Source organism: Dankookia rubra, from assembly GCF_004355005.1.
Lineage (GTDB): Bacteria > Pseudomonadota > Alphaproteobacteria > Acetobacterales > Acetobacteraceae > Paracraurococcus > Paracraurococcus ruber_A.
In genome coordinates this window covers 1-1,200 of sequence record NZ_SMSJ01000281.1, presented here as the reverse complement: position 1 = coordinate 1,200, position 1,200 = coordinate 1, and the positions used below count along the sequence as shown (strand labels likewise).

The 1,200-nt window shown below is 66.2% G+C and carries 2 protein-coding genes; one reads left to right on the top strand and one right to left on the bottom strand.

The genetic code is table 11. The features are described from left to right. Positions 1-320: transposase (locus E2C06_RS36560; RefSeq protein ID WP_241671636.1), on the top strand; the 320-nt coding region annotated here is incomplete at its 5' end. Between the two features lie 173 nt (positions 321-493). Here the strand turns inward: E2C06_RS36560 and E2C06_RS36555 are convergent. Further along, positions 494-727 carry a hypothetical protein gene (locus E2C06_RS36555; protein ID WP_133293399.1) on the bottom strand — a complete coding sequence of 78 codons (234 nt, stop codon included), beginning with the start codon at positions 725-727 and terminating at the stop codon, positions 494-496. Positions 728-1,200: the final 473 nt, after the last annotated feature.

The window sequence follows — 1,200 nt, the reverse complement described above, 5'->3', positions numbered from 1 at the left end:
ACCTTACCCCTAGGCGTAAGGGCGGCAACGGACATCCGCACCACCCACAAGCCAGCAAGGTCACCCAATCAGACGCCCGCAGCGCAAGGCAGCCGAAGAAGGACGCTTACGCCAAAGGCGCGGTCGCCGTCATCCCAAACAACCCGTCCCGCGCCCGCAAATACCCGCTCGACCGCCACCTCTACGCCCAGCGCCACCTCATCGAGTGCTACTTCAGCAGGCTCAAGCAGTTTCGCCGCGTCGCAACCCGCTTCGAGAAGACCGCCCGTAACTACCTCGCCGTTGTCACCCTCGCCGCCATCGTCCTGTGGCTCAGGTAACTGTCCATACGACCTAGTGGTCCCGGCGTCCTCTTGGGTCGCAGCCGAATACAGGCAGAGCTCGGTTTGGGTTCTGGCCGAACTCGACACATACCGTTTGCTACTCGGTGCCTGCCGTGGCAGCGGGCAAATGCGCCGCACCGCTGCACAAGGCCGGCACCGCTGGGACTAGCTCACGGACCGCGGTCGGGCGTGGTGCCGAGCAAAAGGGCCAGCAGGCTGCCCGGCGGCACCGCGGCGAGCCGCGCCAGCCGATTAGCCTTGATCTGCGCCAGATGGTGCGGGTGGTCGTAACGGAGATGGCAACGCTGGCACCACGCCTGCAGGTTGTTCGGCGAGACGTTTTCGGACCGGTGGTCGAGGTGGGCGGCGCCGAGAATGACTCTTGAGCCTGAGACCGGGTGCAACGTGCCCTGCTCGGCACCGCAGGCCTCGCAGCGGTACTCGGCGCGGGTGATGACCCAGCGGCTGATCCGTTTTCAGTTCCGGGGATAGCGGGCGCGCTGGGCGCGGCGGTAAGCCCTCGCCTCCGGGCTCATGAGCGGCGCTCCGCCGAGCGAGGCATGTTGGATGGTGTCATGGCTGGGATCTCCTGGACCGACCCCGACCGTCGGGGCCCGTCACCGGCCAGAGCCCTGCCGGCAGGACCGGACGGGGCAGCGCGAGGAAATGCCGCCAAGGCCAGCGACCATTCCCTCAGCGATGCGTCCGCGCCAAGCCAGAAGGGCGGGACTTCCCGCGCAGTTCAGCGCGTGAGAGTCACTCGGAATGATCTGGCGATGCTGTTGACGGCGCTCCGTGTACCATGCTGCGCTCAAACACAGCGATCGCAGGCCGATAGCAAAATAGGTGCATGGCCTCAAGCGATCACATGCCGAAG